Origin of the sequence: uncultured Shewanella sp. (assembly GCF_947497935.1) — a bacterium.
In the GTDB taxonomy this organism is placed as follows: domain Bacteria; phylum Pseudomonadota; class Gammaproteobacteria; order Enterobacterales; family Shewanellaceae; genus Shewanella.
On the sequence record NZ_CANMIO010000008.1, the window covers coordinates 115,627 to 131,619 of the forward strand.

The window sequence follows — 15,993 nt, forward strand, 5'->3', positions numbered from 1 at the left end:
ACTGAGGCTTAAAAACCTACTTTACTGGCTATAGCATAAGCATATATAGCGCAAAAAGCAGCGAAGTATCGCTGCTTTTTATTACTTGATAACAGTATACGCTATTCGCGTTATTCCGTAATCACTTTAATGCCTGGAATAATCGTCTGGGTTTTCTTACCCTTTCTCTTAAGCCAAACATAAAATATCACCAGCGCCACAGTAAAGAAACCAATCCAAAGGCTTGATTGCAGTGGATGCTGTGCAAACGTTGCCGCTTGATAGAACACTGTCGCCACGCCGTATGCCAAGCCAAATGTCCATAGGCCTGCAAATGCAGCCCAGCGTCCACCAAACTCATTAACTAATGCCCCCATTGCCGCCACACATGGTGTGTACAATAGAACAAATAAGAGGTAAGCAAATGCGGCTGTTACTCCAGCGAAACCAGCTTGCAATGCACCAAATGTTGAAGTATCAACTTCTAGCTCTTCAGATGCTGTTTCTAACGATGACACATCACCTACAGAGATTGATAGCGGATCTTCCGGTGCTATACCAAATAGGTTTTCAGGGATAGTACCTAGCGCCTCGGTTAGCGTTTCGCTAAATGGTGCGAGTTCTTCATCACCTGCGCCGCCATCTGAATATAGACTGTTCAAAGTACCGACAACCGCTTCTTTCGCAAAAATACCGGTAATAATACCCACAGTTGCAGGCCAGTTATCTTGCTCAACACCCATTGGCGAGAATAGTGGTGTCACTTTTTGGCTTGCAACACTGAGGATCGATTCAGAGCTATCTTCATGGCCAAACGTACCGTCAACGCCAATCGCGTTAACAAAGTTAAGTAAGGTCACAACAATAACAATCGTCTTACCTGCGCCCATGATAAAGCTCTTAGTACGCTTACCTGTACGTGCCATTACCGTTTTGAACTTTGGCTTTTCATAACTTGGTAACTCCATAACCACTGCGCTACTTGAGCCTGGTAATAATGTGTTACGTAGCAATAAACCTGTACCAATCGCGGCAAAGATACCGATGATGTAAAGCAAGAATACTAGATTTTGCCCCGACTCAGGGAAGAAAGCTGCTGCAAATAATGCATATACAGGCAGGCGTGCACCACAAGACATAAACGGTGCCATCATACCGGTCACAATGCGCTCACGCTCACTGCCCAAAGTACGAGTTGCCATAATAGCAGGTACTGAACAACCAAAGCCCACAATCATAGGTACAAAAGCACGGCCAGGAAGGCCAATGCGGCGCATTAAGCCATCAACGACAAACGCTGCCCGCGCCATGTAGCCTGAGCCTTCTAATACCGATAACGCTAAAAATAACGCAGCAATAACCGGAATAAAAGTGGCGACCGTTTGAATACCTTGACCAACACCACCAGCAATAATAGTGACTAACCATGTTGGCGAACCAAGGCTGGTCATAAATGCGCCTAAGTGATCAACAAATAATGCGCCTGCGGTAATATCGAAGAAATCAATAAATGAACTGCCCACGTTAATACTGAACATGAACATTAAATACATAACAAATAAGAAAACCGGAATGCCTGCAACCGGATGAAGCACGATTTTATCGAGCTTATCGGTAAAGGTTTCGCGATTATCGCTATCTACTGAACCAGTAAATACGCGTTCAACAAAGTCAAAACGTGTAGTCGCAACCATAATCTCAATATCTTTGCCTTGGCTAGATAACGCTTGAGAGTATTGCTCTACTTCACTTGCCATTTGGCTATTCTTACACTTACCACAGCCTAAACCATTAGCAAGCATAGCGAGTGCACGGCCACGGCTTAATGAGTCATCTTTAGCTAATAAGCTAGTAACACCTGATTCGATTTCAGTGTCGTACTCTAAAACCAATGGTGCTTCTGAAACCTTACCGTCAAGTAACGCGACAAATTGCTCTTTAACCTTTTCAATATCTTTTTCTTCACGTGAACAGACTGCTATCACAGGACAGCCTAGTTCTTCGCTCATCTTGTTAACGTCAATTTTAATGCCACGCTCAAGCGCTGCATCAATCTTGTTAAGTACTACGACTAACGGAATACCCAACTCGCGTAACTGAATCGTTAGATACAAATGACGCTCGATATTGGTCGCATCAACTAAGTTAATGATGCCATCGATAGGTTGATCTGCTAGGTACTGCTGGGCAATTTGCTCGTCTAAAGAGCAATCACAACTATTGCCCGCAGGCAGAAGATCATAAATACCTGGAAGGTCAGTTAAGAAAACATCTGTGCCCTGTAGGGCAAATTGTCCTGTTTTTTTCTCAACGGTTACACCTGACCAGTTACCTACTTGCTGGTTAGAACCGGTAAGTGCATTAAATAGAGTAGATTTTCCCGCGTTTGGGTTACCTACAGTGACACAGTTAAATTGTTTAGCCATTCGCTTTTTCAACCTCAATAATATCTGCTAAATCGCGACGCATACATAATTTACTGCCACGGATATCCAGTTCAACGCCTGAGCCCATCGGCGCTCTGCGGATCAATGAGAATCGAGTATTAGGGGTGATCCCCATCGAAAGGAGCTTGCGTTTAACTACAGCTGGTAAGTCTATTTGACCTACTTGAGAAATTCTGGCGATATCGCCCGGATTCAATTCACTTAACTTCATTGTGCATTCCACCTATTTACAGGCCCCGACTCTCTTTGAAATTAATGCTGATTTTAAAGGAGGAAAAAAAGTAATAACTTTACCTAGATCAACATTTAGGACTGTAAACGATAATAATTTTCAATTGTGTTCGCTATTATGTGACAAAACTCTCAACTAATAAACGCCTTAATTAAGAATGGTTATTATTTACTAAGGTGAACGATTCTTCTTCATTACCAACAAAATGTGACACTGATCACATAAAGGCTGTAAATCCTTTAGCAATCAGTCTACTCATCAAATAAACCCTCAAAAATGTTATGGAATTGTCACAGACCTGTTCTATTATTCGATGTTAGTAATTTACTAAATTACTAATATACAGTTTAGCGGTTATACATAATTAAAATATCGTTTCTAAAGGCGAGTGGAGTAAATGATGAGCGAGAACATGGGATGGTTCGCGGGCAAGTTTGTGCAACTGATATTGCTTACCTTAATCAGCTGCAGCTTCAATGCTATAGCGGCTCCTTGGGATAATCAGGATCCTACAGAGGTAGAAGCGATATTAGATAAGAAGTTCGCAGAAGGACAATACTCTTCTAAGGGGGCTGACTCCTGTTTAATGTGCCACCGAAAGAGCCCTAAAGTGATGGAACTTTTTGACGGTGTGCATGGTAGTGATGTGCAAGGCTCACCGATGGCCGATCTTCAATGTGAAGCTTGTCATGGCCCTCAAGGAAAACATAACCGCGGTGGTAAAGAACCTATGATCACATTCGGTTCTGACTCTCCCGTCCCCGCAGAAAAACAAAACAGTGTTTGTATGAGCTGCCATAACGATGACAAGCGCATGGCTTGGGAAGGCAATCATCATGACAATGCCGATGTGAGCTGCGCTGACTGTCACCAAGTCCATACGGGTCATGATCCTATCTCGGACAAGAGTACTGAGGTAGAGGTCTGTACTAGCTGCCATACACAGCAAAAAGCCGATATCAATAAACGTTCTTCTCATCCCTTAAAATGGCAACAAATGGTATGTAGTGATTGCCATAATGCCCACGGCAGCTTGGCTGATGCCAACCTAAAACAGATGAGCGTTAACGAGAACTGTTATTCATGCCATGCAGAAAAACGCGGTCCAAAGCTTTGGGAGCATGCCCCCGTCACAGAGAACTGCGCAACTTGCCACAACCCCCATGGTAGCGTAAATGAGGCGATGTTAAACAATAAGCCCCCCATGCTCTGTCAGCAATGTCACTCATCGGTCGGTCACACCTCAAATGCGATATTTGGTGGTAAGCCTAACGCTTTTAATGCCGGACAGAGTTGCATGAACTGTCATTCGCAAGTCCATGGTTCTAATCATCCATCTGGCAAGCTACTACAGCGCTAACAAGGAGTGGCCGTTATGTTTGGAATAAACAAAAATATCAACACAGGTCAGCAACTATCTATACTCGCGCTTGCGATTAGTGCCAGCATCTCGCCTGCTTTTGCCGATGGCTATGGTTTGCAAAGTGCCAACCGAGAAAAAGCGGACACTAGCAAATGGGAGTGTAAACGCTGCACGATTGAATCTGGTTTGAAAGGCAGTATTGGCATAGGTGCAGCCTATAATGAAGCAACAGATATAAACTTCGGTAATGTCACAGGAATAGATACGGATGGTGCAGTTGGACATTTTGAAGCAGATCTCGTCAACAAATCAGAATCTGGCTATCAAACCAGTTTTACGGCGGACAAGCTAGGTTATGATACTGGTAGCGCCAGAGTCGAAACAGGCCGCCCTGGGCAATATCAGATTGCGCTGGGGTATAGAGGATTAGCTAGCTTCGATAGTAACTCCGCACTCACGCCTTATATCAATAGCGGTGACAATCTACAGCTTCCTGCAAACTGGCAGACTGGCACTGTAACATCGCAGATGCCGACGTTACTCGATGATATAAAAGATATTGAACTAAAGACCCAAAGAGATCGCTTCTTAGTCGATGCTGTATATAAAGGTGACTTTTACCAAGCCGATATCAACTTCCAGCACGAAGAGAGAGAAGGCAAGCGCGCATTTTCTGGAAACTTCCTCACCAACAGTGCCATGCTAGCCCAACCCATAGATGACAGCACTGACGAGCTAGGGGCCAAAATTTACTTCAACGGTAAAGGTTGGCTCGTTGGCATAGACTCAAGCTTCAGCCAGTATCAAAACGATCATGATTCAATAGCTTGGCAAAACGCGTTTAGCCCTACATTTGGCGCAGCCTATACGGGGCAAAGCGCTGTATCACCTGACAATAAGGCTTACCGTATCGGCGCTAATGCACAGCTCAGTGGCAATGGTCATCAAGTGCTGATGTATTTAGGTGTCGCGAGCTTCACTCAAGATGATGCCTTCTTACCTGCCACTATCAACGGTCCTAGCCCCGCTCTGCCAGCGACAAACCTTGATGGCAAGGTCGATACCACTGATATGAAGCTCAAATACTCGAGCCGCCTAGCCAAAGGTCTGAGTATTAGAGCCAGTTATGATTATTCTGATAGAGACAACAAAACAACTCAGCAATCCTACCCTCAAGTAATAACTGATAGCTATTTCTCAGGAACAGCGATTAACCCTGAGTATGACAGAACCAAGCAGCTAGCCAAGCTTGCTGCGAAGTATCGCTTCAACCGCGACATCTATCTTGATGCGGGCTATCAATATGATCACAACGACTTTAGCGATTTAGACCGTGACTCCCTAAAGCAGAACGGGCTCTTCGCCAAGTTGAATTATATCATCTCTCCTTCTTGGTCCGCCTGGTTTAAGGCCGACTATAAAGATAGAACCGGCAGTGAATATAAAGCCGTCAGTTCGACATCTAGTCTAAGTAATCCTTATTTAAGAAAGTCGTACCTTGCAGACAGAGAACGCCAAGAGTATCGCCTCAGCGTTAACTACAACCCGGCATCGGCGTTGTCGGCCAGTGCCAATGTTCATGTCAGTAGTGACGACTATGACGATACTTTGGTCGGCCTCACCAAAGTCGATACTCAGGGATACGACATTTCGGCTAACTACCTTTTCAGTGATGATTTCAGTGTCAATGCTTACCTCAATCAAGATTGGCGTGACAGTGAACAGGCTGGTAGCAACAATTTTAGTCTACCAAATTGGTATGCCAATACCGATGAAACCTCAACCTTAGTCGGCATCGGTTTTGATTACTTACAGCTTTTAGATAAGAAGCTGGATCTGGGATTGGATTACAGCTACTCCGATGGCCAGAGCGATACCGAGATCATCCAAGGGTTAACTTCTCCCTATGGCGACTACTTTGCCGAAAAACACAACATCAATGCTTTCGCCAAGTATCAGCTTGGTGAAAAAATGGCATTACGTTTTGATTGGATATTTGAAAACTATAAAGATTCTGATTGGCTAAACCAAGGATTAACGGTCGACTCAATCCCTAACGTCTTAACGTTTGGCGATCTTAGCCACAATTATAGTGCTCATTATGTTGGCCTAACATTTAGCTACGAACTATAGCCCTGAGCTAGCAATGCTAGCCATAAGCAACTAGCAATATAGCCTTGAGCTAGCTACGAGCAAGAGCCAAGTCAATAAAAAGGAATTCAAGGACATCAATATGAAACGAGTCACTCAATCACTAGCAGCAAAAACGATTCCACTTGCGTTAATAGCTATGTTGGCAGGCTGTGGCGGAGACGATGGTCAAGCAGGTAATCCTGGCGAGCCAGGCGGTCCACCAGCAAGTGACATAAACAGTCTTAACATTGCGATAAATGAAGTGTTATTTGAATCAGGTGTTGCAACGGTGAATTACCGTATTACCAATGAAAGCGACGAACCCGTTGTCGGTATTCCATCAGCCACCTTTATTGCGGCGCAGCTTCTCCCACAAGGCTATACCAATGCCGGCAATGCGAGCCAGTGGCAATACTTTACCTCTGAGTCCTGCTCAAGTAGCTGTGATGGCGAGTTTATCGACCATAAAAATGGTAAGTACAGCTACACATTTAGCGGTGCTTTCGATGGTATGAATGACATTAGCTATATGCAAGGAGCCACTCAGCGTGTGGTGATAAAAGTTGGCGGAGATAGTTTAGCCGACGGCACAGCTCTACCTGTCACTAATCAACACTTTGATTGGCAGGATAAAGGCAGTGAGCCAACCTACACTCGCAATCTCATCGAAATGAGCACCTGTAACACCTGTCATAATGACCTTGCTTTTCACGGCAGTAAGTACAATGAAGTCGAAACCTGTGTCACTTGTCACAATGAAGATAAAGTCAGTAACCCCGGCAACGTGTTTGCCCCTATGGTTCACACCAAACACCTAACAGGATTTCCGGTATCACTTGCCGATTGCCAAACTTGTCACGTTGCCGATGAGGCTCTCACTGAAAATATGAACTGGGCCCGAGTCCCCACAATGGAAGCCTGTGGCAGCTGCCATACAAATATCGACTTCCCTGCGGGTCAAGGTCATCCAGCTCAAGTTGACAACAGTAACTGCGTTGCTTGTCATAACCCAGATTGGACCATGAGCGCTCACAGCCAAGTAGACACTGATGCAGTACTTGGCCAGTTTAACGCAGAAGTTGTCAGTGCCGAGCTTAACGGCGATACGGTTAATTTCGCGGTAAGACTGTCAAACCCAACAACTAACGAAGTTTATAGTGACAGTGCCGACAAGCTTAATTTTGTCAACGACCTTCGCGTATACGCCAACTTTGGCATTAGTGTGGATTACACCACCCGAAGCGCCAAATCGATAAAACTGCAGGATACAACGCCAATATCAGGCAGTAATGGAGTCTATCATTATCAAATTGCAGGACTCACCTTAAGTGCAGATCCGGCAAGCGATAAAGGCACTCTCGCCCTCCAAGGTAAGCTTTGCAGCACCGAATCAATGTTAGCCGACTGCGCTGATACGGATTCCACAACCACGATAAAGTCTAGCCATCAATTCTTTAGCGCCACGACTATAACTGAGCTTGGTCGTAGAGTTGTCGTCACCAACGAGACCTGTGGCAGTTGTCATGGCGATCAACAGCTAAATTATCATGGTTCACGTAACGATCTTGAAGGTCAATGCCAGGTTTGTCACAACCGCAATATGGTCGCGGATGCGACCGCTGAAAACCCTGCAGCTTCGACAGCCGACTATAAGCATCTAGCACACACACTACATGCAGGCTCGAGAGAGAGTTATCCCGATATCAATTACCCCGGCAATATAGGGAACTGTGCGCAGTGCCATACGAGTGATGAGGCCGGGATATTAACTGCAGCGCTCCCTCTTAACAGTGCCGTGCAGCCTCTTGCCTTTAATGATGGCAGCTTCACCAGTGCCACTTCCGCTATCTGTAGTGCATGTCATCTAGGAGACTCGGCGATTGCCCATATGACCCAGCAAGGTGGGGTATTTAAAGGCACTGAAGCCGATGCCACAGCAGGAACAGAAAGCTGCGCAACCTGTCATGGACAAGGCGCAGCGGTCGATGTGTTAAAGGTTCACCCAATAAAATAAAAAGTTGTAGGCCTAAAAGTTAAATTTTAGGCCTATACATTTTGTGATGAGAGACGATTTGTGACGCAAATAATTAGTGACAAAGCTAATTACAAAACTATGGAACGCAAAATTATGGATAGAAAAATTAAACACTTAAAAATGAGTTTAATGGCTCTCACCGCCTCGGCCCTACTATTTGGTTGTAGCGATGGTAACGACGGCGCCGACGGAGCTGACGGTGTAGTTGGAGTCGGTATCGATTCAGCCACTAGCGTCCAGGCGCAATTCACAGAAGCGACAGTTACTGATGGAACTGTTACCGTAAACTTCAATCTAGAAAATGCAAATGGCGTTGCTGTATTAGGCCTAGATAAAGACTATGACTTGCGCTTTGGTATCGCCCAACTCGCTAAAGTCAGCGAAACTATCGAGGATGTCGAATACGATAGAGGTTATCAATGGCAAGCCTATATCAACGTACTTAAAGAACCGGGTAGCCTGCCGGACGATCCAAGTGGACTTGACCCATCGCCGCAATATCAAGCTAATGTTGAAGCTGCAAGTGCTTGCGAAGACTGTCTAGTGGATAATGGTGACGGTAGCTATTCTTATACTTTCCAGCAGAACATCGCTAATGTCACTGAGCCGCTGACTATCGTCTATGGTGAAGAGAACACCCATAGAGCAACAATGGAATTAAAACTGCCACAAGCCACTGCAAACGCCTACCATGACTGGCAGCCCTCTACAGGTGCAACAACCGATATTCAAACCCGTAACGTAGTAACCATAGAGACCTGTTATACCTGCCACCAACCAGAAAGCCTTGAGCTTCACGGCGGTCGACGTATCGCGCTTGAAAACTGTGCAAGCTGCCATACCTCAACCTCTGGCGATCCAGAAAGTGGCAACAGTGTCGATTTTACCTATATGATCCACGCGATCCATAAAGGTCAAGATAGAGAAACCAGTACACCGGATGGTATGGTGCCAGCACCATACAAAATTGTAGGTTACGGTGGTAGCTTACATGATTACGGTAAGGTGATGTTCCCGCAAAAGCCTGCTGCTAATTGTGCCTCTTGTCATGTCGAAGGTGAAGGTGCTCCTGCGAATGCAGACCTGTTCAAAGCTGAGCTAAGTAACACAGCTTGTGTTGCTTGCCACACTAATAAACCATCACAAAACCATAGCAGCACAAACTGTATGGCATGCCATAACTCAACCGATACTTACCCTGGAACTGGTAGTGCAGAAAAGCGTCACGGTGATGTGTTAAAGGCATATGTTGACGCAGAAGCCATGGGAGTTATGTTCAGCAATGTCGCACTAGATGCTAATGGCAAGTTGATGTTTGACGTACAAATCCAAGATAGTAGCGGCGATGCAATCGGCTCTGAGTTTATCGAAACGGGAACCCGTGTTGTCGTGGCTTGGGATACCAATAAGGACTTCCCTGCATATAGTGACGCTTCATACAGCCAACGCCGATTTAAGTTATCAGATGGCAGCTATGATGCAGCTAGCAAAACGTTCACCATAACAGGTACTACCTTCGACATGCCTGCTGACGCGACGGGCAAGACCTTCGAATTATGGTCTGCAGTTGAAGTTTGCTTTAATAACGGCGGATACGCGGTATCAGAGATCAAGATGACAGAGTGCTCTGATAGAACACGCTCAGTAGCCGTCAAAGAAGCGCCTTACCAATTTGTTTGGTCAGGCACTGGTGTCGATGACACAATGCAGGCTGCGATGCGTCGCTCTATTATCGACGCCGCTAAGTGCCAAAGTTGTCACAATCAGGAAAACTACCATTACAATAATGGGTATAACTGCCAAACCTGTCATACATCAGATAAGCCAACTAAAGAATCCGTTAGAGGATCTGGTGAATATGATAAGGCAACAAGCTACGCATACAAAGCACACGAAGCTGAAGGACATTACCTCAAGTATGCTGGTGTTCAGTCAGGAACAGTACTAAAAACTGACTGCACCACATGCCATACAGAGGATGGTATTCAGCTTGGTCGCGCAACAGATAGAGTATGGAACTATCCAAACCTTGAAACCAAGGAACAAGCGGGTCTTTGGGTATCTTCTGATGCGGGAGCTTGCCTAAGTTGTCACCAGAAGTACTTAAGCGACTCGGGAGCCAACCATATCGTTGCTAACGGCGGGATCCTTGATGGTATGGATGCTGATGATGTGAGAACTCGAGCAGCAGAAGCCTGCTCAACCTGTCATAACCCAGCGCAGTTAATGGAGATCCACGGCAACTAATTATCCCGTTGCCAGACGATGAATAAAAGGAGGCTAAAGCCTCCTTTTTTATTGTGCCAATTTCAATCAAATCACTGTTAATAGATTTATTTAACATTACAGACAACCTTTACCAACACGTTACAAACACTGCGCAAGAAGCGGGCAACATCTCTCGGCCTCATATGTAACACTAAGGTTAATTACGGCGGCCAAAACCAACCGTTATTTTTGATGCAAATCAAATTAGCATCCAAAACTCGCACGAATTTTAAGCTTACATTAAGTTTAAGCGGCTCAAAATTAATACAAACTTAAACCCTACAATAGATTCGACTTAACTCACTGTTTTTAAGGTGGTTTAACATTCATCAACAATCAAAGCCTCTACTGAGGATTCAGCTCACATTTAACCTTTTCACCTAAAAGATGACTACCTCTTTTGGGTAAGATCGTGTTGAGGCCCCCCTCATGCTTAAAGAGGTAAAAACCTCACAGCAAATAAAAACTATGCAGGGAATAAAATGATGAATCGAATTAAACTAGCAACAGCTGTAAAGTCAGCAATCGGTATCGGTGCTCTCTCGTTCGCCCTTGTTGGTTGTGGCAGCGACGGCAAAGATGGCGAAGACGGTAAACCAGGTGAAATTGCAGTACATATTGATAGTGTCACCGCAGTCAAAACTGAAGTTGATCTCGCAAGTTATGACAATGCAAACGGTACTCTTACCGTTGAATTTAACCTCACTAACCTCAACGGAGTCGCTGTTACCGGCTTAGAGGAACTAACAGACCCACTACGCCTTAGTTTTGGCCGTATGGGTACGCGCGCTGAAGCATTCCAACCCTATGATATTGTCGACTCAGACGGTAATACTGTCACAGTAGACTCTCGTGGAGATGGAGAGCGTGATATTTGGTTATCTTACCGTAATAAATCAAAAGATGAGTTAATCACTGGTACTGACAACTGGCGTCCAAACCGTAACTGTCCAGAAGACGAGCAGTGCCTAGAATACCTTGGCGCTGGTAAATATCGAATTACCGCGTCTGAAGTCATTAATACACAAGGTTTAGATTACGGCTATGACGCCACACAAGTCCAAGGCATCTACTTGATGACTTATGGCGCTGGCGCTAACAAAGTTAAAAATGTTGAAGCTTATTACTGGGAGCCAGCTACTGAGCGTGCAGTTAGCTCGCCAAAGTCGGTGTTAGAAAACCAAACTTGTACAAGCTGTCACGTTGGTCAAGAGCATATCCGCCATGGTAACTACGGCAATACTGCAGACGGCTGTCTTTTCTGTCATACCGACTATACACAGTACGCTGGTGTTGGTACTGATGACGAAGGTAATGAGATCAACTTTACTATTGATGGTTCCATTAAAGGTTTAGCTCACGCAATCCATACAGGCGCTACGGAAACTGACCGCCGCGACATGGCCAAATTTGGCACCGTTATCGGAAATGCCGCAAAGAACCCTGTTTTTGGTTACAAATATGACCGAGCAGCACAAGTTGATGAAGATGGTAATCCTTTAAAACCTCTTAACTACCCTGCTGTTACTGCAAGCTGTGAAAGCTGTCACGTACCATACACTGAAACAGAAGAAACACTGCCTGAAGGTGTCACAGTACATGCACTAGACTGGTTTGCAGATATGGATGCAGATAGCTGCCAATCTTGTCACGGTGATTATCACTACGGTGGACGTACAACAACGGACGAGACGGGAGTTTCATACGTGGGTTGTATCGATTGCCATACCTCAAACGATGGCAACACTCGCGGCGGAGCCTTCCGTCACTTTGCAGGTCATGATAAAGATAGTCGTGAATCTGCGATTGAAGCAGGTAAACTCATTGAAACTCAATACAGCAACATAGTCTGGAATACAGATACGTCAGAACTTAGCTTCACTGTAAACCTAATGATGGGCGAGCAAGCAGTTACAAGTGTTCATACACCAAGAGTTTCTGTATATGCTAACGCTGTAGATGCAGCGCAGCCAGATGCTTTCCTTGCATCGCGTCCTAGTGCAACAGTGACCCCAAATGCAGATGGAAGCTTTAGTGTCATCATCAATGCAACAGGCACAAGCTATACACTAGCAGCCCTAGCAGATGCCATAAATAACGGGGCAGATCTTGCCTTATCAGCAAGCTTCAGTGCATGTTTCAAGAATAAAGAATCTACTTTGGTTGAGCTAGATTCAGAAGGAAACTGCTCTGGTATTTTAAGTGCTAACGCTGCAAAAACTGAGTTTTTAAAGCTTGATGGTTCGCAAGGCGCAGAACGCTCAAGTGCTGTAAGTTACGATAACTGCACAAGCTGTCATAACAACGACATGGTTGTACGTCGCGGCGCACCGCACTATCGTAATGCAGACCTTCATACCTGTGCCCAGTGTCATGAAGCGGGCGATTACAACAGTATGATAGTCCGTGTGCATGGTACTTTTGGTAAAGCCCATGGCCGTGAAGATGTACAATCTCTCGTTGATACTAAGAACTGTAGCGCCTGTCACGATGACAACAACTACAGCTTAGACAATGCTCGCTCAACGCCAATGCGTTGGAACCGAAAAGATGAAACTTTCTCTAGCCCTCAAGCCGGTGCATGTGCGTCATGCCATGTGTCAGAAAGCTATATGAGTAGTGAGCAAAGCAGCTCAGCAAAATCTCATATAGAAAATATGGGCGGTGTCGTAGCCGATACATATGAAAATGCACAACTGGCTAATGAAAGCTGTATCACCTGCCATAGCGCAGAAAATATAGCAGATGGTCATATGCTCAACTAATCTAGCCAAAATGGGTAGAAAACCGCCATAGCTAGTGGCGGGTAATACAAGCAGAACAAAAGACGAAGAATTACATTCCTCGTCTTTTTTTATGCACAAGAAAAGCCAACTAAATTGTCAACAAATCTCCGCCGACTTCGCTGCATACACCTTTTTTCACAATCACTTAAATAAAAACAGCTCCGCACACTCAGAGGTAACATTTAACCAACAAGTAGTTATTTATATGAGAGCGATTCTTAATCGATAATTAAAATAGCCCTAAAAAGCCCCTTTTCTAACTACCCCTAAAGAAATAGTCTGACCTTAATCACATAAAGGGGCTAAAACACCTGCTAAATATCCTTGTCTTAGTTAGCCTTAGTGTTGGAAATAAAATTCCACACACTAATTGCAGCTAGGTGAGAATAATTCTCATAAAAGACCTGCAGTTAGTGATGATTAAAAACTATTGCAGGGACATAAAATGATGAACAAATTTAATCTAAGCGCTGCTTCAAAAGCATTGCTTACAGCCGGATTGCTATCACTAGCAATGACTGGTTGTAGCGGTGATGATGGCAAAAATGGTGAAGATGGTAAGCCAGGTCCAGTTGGCAAGGCTATCGGTCAAGTATCGCAAGTAAAAGCTGACATCACTTCAGCAAGTGTAAGTGAAGATGGCTTTCTAACGGTAAACTTCAATCTAGCTGACGCTAACGGCGCTGCAGTCTTTGGTTTACAAAACAAAGATATTGGAGCGGTTTCTTTCGGCCGTATGGGCAACGAAGACGAAGTCGGCACTACTGATATTGAAGGCTCACCACGCGAAATCTGGTTGAGCTACTTCAACAAAGATAAAGGTGAAGGCCACTACACAGGCTCATCATACTTCCAAGGTAAAAACTGCGAAGACTGCTTGACTGATAATGGTGACGGTACCTACACACTAGTACTAAACAAAGCTGTTGATACCCTTGAAAAATATGCCTTTGACGCAGAAGCGACTAACGGCCTTTATTTAGGCGTTAAGTCTGCAAACGATGCAGGTTCTACACTAGTTGATAATAGTTTCTTCTACTGGCAGCCAAGTTCTGATACAGCTCAAGAACAACCAAAAGCTGTAATCGCCAATGAAACATGTCAATCTTGTCACCGTCTAGGTCAAGATGGTGCACTATCGATGCACGGTGGCAAACACGTTACTCTTGAATCTTGTACTTTCTGTCATGCTGACTACAACACTTACATGAAGCAAGACAAAGATGAAGACGGTAACGCTGTTGGCGAACCATACCAGTTCGATGGTTCAATCAAGGGTATGGCTCACGATATTCACAGCCACTCTTACTATAACGGTATCTACCCACAATCGGCTTCAAACTGCTTAACTTGTCACCAACCTGACGAAAACCTAGCCATGGCAGATGCTTGGAAAGGCGATATCGACACTGCGACTTGTATGAACTGTCACAACAGCCCATACGCAGTACCAAGCTGGCACTGGGACAGCGAAAATAACCAGATTCAAGACAGCAAAAAGAACTGTGTAAGCTGCCACAACGATCCTGACGGTTACCGTGGTGCAGAGCGTGGTCACTATGCTGAAAACGACAATGCACAAGCAGCTGTAACTAAAGTTACCTTTAACAGCATGAGCTATGATGCAGCGTCTAAGACAGTTGTTGCTAACATGACTGTTACTAACGGTGACACCACGGTTACGCTTGCACAAATTGATCCAACTCCATACAAGTATGGCGGATACACCAGCGCAATCGTATTCAACGGTGTTGTCGATGATGACTTCGTTGTTAACTACCAGAAAGTAGGTTACGACAAGTTTGCAGCCGGCGCTGAAGGCTCTATCGATGTGACCTTTACTGACGCAAACTATAAAGTTGCAGAAGTGATGGAAACTGAAGGTGTTAAAGCCGCACTAAGCAGCCAACTACACGTTTGTTTTGACGGTAAAGGCGCTGTTGCAGACTGTACTGTAACTGAAGTTGATGACCAAGGTAATCCTATCGCAGTCTCTAACTCTGGCCCATATGCCGTATCTGATACGTTCTACTTTGCAGTAGATGGCGCTAAAGTTGAAGAGTCACCACGTGTACAGCACGCTGCTATGACAGATTGTCAGCAATGTCACACTACCGACATCAAGCACCGCTTCAGCAACGATATGGATGGCTGTGCATCTTGTCATAACGGGACTCGCGACAAGAAAGGTACTGGCTCATCTAACCTAGCTTATATCGTTCATAGCAAGCACTACTTGTATGACAGCGGCGGAGACATGTTCTTCAAGAAAGCTGAGTGTCAGGCGTGTCACGGTGAAGATGGTTTCTCTCTAAGCCACATTAATGGCGACGCAGCTCCTGTTGCATTTGGTAAAGAGAACCTAGGTACAGACGCTGAAGGCAAGACTATTTGGGGTGAGCAACTTGTTGTTTCTCCACAAACTGCCGCTTGTGTAAGCTGTCACCAAGCGCCATATGCGCTAGATAGCTCTGCAGCTTCACACATTCAGTCAATGGGCGGTATCCTAGTTCAAGAAGGTGCATCTCTATCAACACTAGGCATCCCAGCCTCTGAGTACGAAGCATTAGATGTACAAGAGACTTGTGCGACTTGCCATAAAGATGCAGCAATACTAGACGCTCACTCAAACTGGGGCAGCAGCCACTAAGCTGTTACTCCTTTAGTTAGATTCTAGTACCCAAATGGGAGGCTTAGCCTCCCTTTTTAATAGAAAGAATTCACAACCAGCTCTGAAAACTTTTATTACA

The 15,993-nt window shown here is 44.9% G+C and carries 8 protein-coding genes; 6 read left to right on the forward strand and 2 right to left on the reverse strand.

Going from position 1 to position 15,993, the window contains the following annotated elements; genetic code table 11:
• Window positions 1-110: 110 nt before the first annotated feature.
• Together feoB and Q1A86_RS11495 are read right to left on the reverse strand one after the other, a co-directional pair.
• Window positions 111-2,405: a Fe(2+) transporter permease subunit FeoB gene (feoB, locus tag Q1A86_RS11490; RefSeq protein WP_299806625.1), complete on the reverse strand. Its 2,295-nt coding sequence runs from the start codon at window positions 2,403-2,405 to the stop codon at window positions 111-113.
• Window positions 2,398-2,637 (reverse strand): FeoA family protein, encoded by a 240-nt coding sequence (locus Q1A86_RS11495; protein ID WP_220760411.1) that lies wholly within the window; start codon window positions 2,635-2,637, stop codon window positions 2,398-2,400. The genes feoB and Q1A86_RS11495 overlap by 8 nt, the downstream gene beginning before the upstream one ends.
• Before the next feature lie 421 nt (window positions 2,638-3,058).
• Between Q1A86_RS11495 and Q1A86_RS11500 the strand changes: the two genes are divergently transcribed.
• From Q1A86_RS11500 to Q1A86_RS11525, 6 genes are all read left to right on the forward strand, one after another.
• Window positions 3,059-4,018: a DmsE family decaheme c-type cytochrome gene (locus tag Q1A86_RS11500; RefSeq protein ID WP_299806760.1), complete on the forward strand. Its 960-nt coding sequence runs from the start codon at window positions 3,059-3,061 to the stop codon at window positions 4,016-4,018.
• Between the two features lie 15 nt (window positions 4,019-4,033).
• Window positions 4,034-6,154: an MtrB/PioB family decaheme-associated outer membrane protein gene (locus tag Q1A86_RS11505; RefSeq protein WP_299806630.1), complete on the forward strand. Its 2,121-nt coding sequence runs from the start codon at window positions 4,034-4,036 to the stop codon at window positions 6,152-6,154.
• A gap of 100 nt (window positions 6,155-6,254) precedes the next feature.
• Window positions 6,255-8,168 carry an OmcA/MtrC family decaheme c-type cytochrome gene (locus tag Q1A86_RS11510; RefSeq protein ID WP_299806632.1) on the forward strand — a complete coding sequence of 638 codons (1,914 nt, stop codon included), beginning with the start codon at window positions 6,255-6,257 and terminating at the stop codon, window positions 8,166-8,168.
• 114 nt (window positions 8,169-8,282) lie between these two features.
• On the forward strand, window positions 8,283-10,436 hold the full coding sequence (locus tag Q1A86_RS11515; RefSeq protein WP_299806634.1) for an OmcA/MtrC family decaheme c-type cytochrome: 2,154 nt from the start codon (window positions 8,283-8,285) through the stop codon (window positions 10,434-10,436).
• Between the two features lie 503 nt (window positions 10,437-10,939).
• Window positions 10,940-13,222: a hypothetical protein gene (locus Q1A86_RS11520; RefSeq protein ID WP_299806636.1), complete on the forward strand. Its 2,283-nt coding sequence runs from the start codon at window positions 10,940-10,942 to the stop codon at window positions 13,220-13,222.
• Window positions 13,223-13,688: 466 nt separating this feature from the next.
• Window positions 13,689-15,893: an OmcA/MtrC family decaheme c-type cytochrome gene (locus Q1A86_RS11525; protein ID WP_299806638.1), complete on the forward strand. Its 2,205-nt coding sequence runs from the start codon at window positions 13,689-13,691 to the stop codon at window positions 15,891-15,893.
• Window positions 15,894-15,993 lie beyond the last annotated feature (100 nt).